Here is a 294-nt window from a genome sequence, read left to right as displayed (position 1 = left end):
CATTGTTCTGTGTTTCAATTTTCAGCTTGATCCAGATTTTTAAAGAGCAAATATCTCAGACATGACTCGCTGTCAGACAGGAATCAGGTTTGAGATACATCGGCAGGTGACTTTCACTCACAGACCAGCAAGTGGCGTCCCCTAGGGGATTCGAACCCCTGTTACCGCCGTGAAAGGGCGGTGTCCTGGGCCTCTAGACGAAGGGGACACAAAGTCTCACTCGCAAGACGCCTTGCTATTTACTTTTCATCAGACAATCTGTGTGGACACTGCAGGGAAAGGTTCTTTAAGGTA

General features: G+C 48.0%; 1 tRNA gene. It reads right to left on the bottom strand.

From position 1 onward, the window contains the following. Positions 1–132: 132 nt before the first annotated feature. A tRNA-Glu gene (locus tag IAE48_RS23925) sits at positions 133–208 on the bottom strand. Between the last annotated feature and the right edge of the window lie 86 nt (positions 209–294).

The sequence above is a fragment of the Kosakonia sp. S57 genome, from assembly GCF_016516575.1.
Taxonomy (GTDB): Bacteria; Pseudomonadota; Gammaproteobacteria; order Enterobacterales; family Enterobacteriaceae; genus Kosakonia; species Kosakonia cowanii.
Note: the sequence above shows the minus strand (reverse complement) of the source record. Positions and strands in the feature narration are given on the sequence as shown.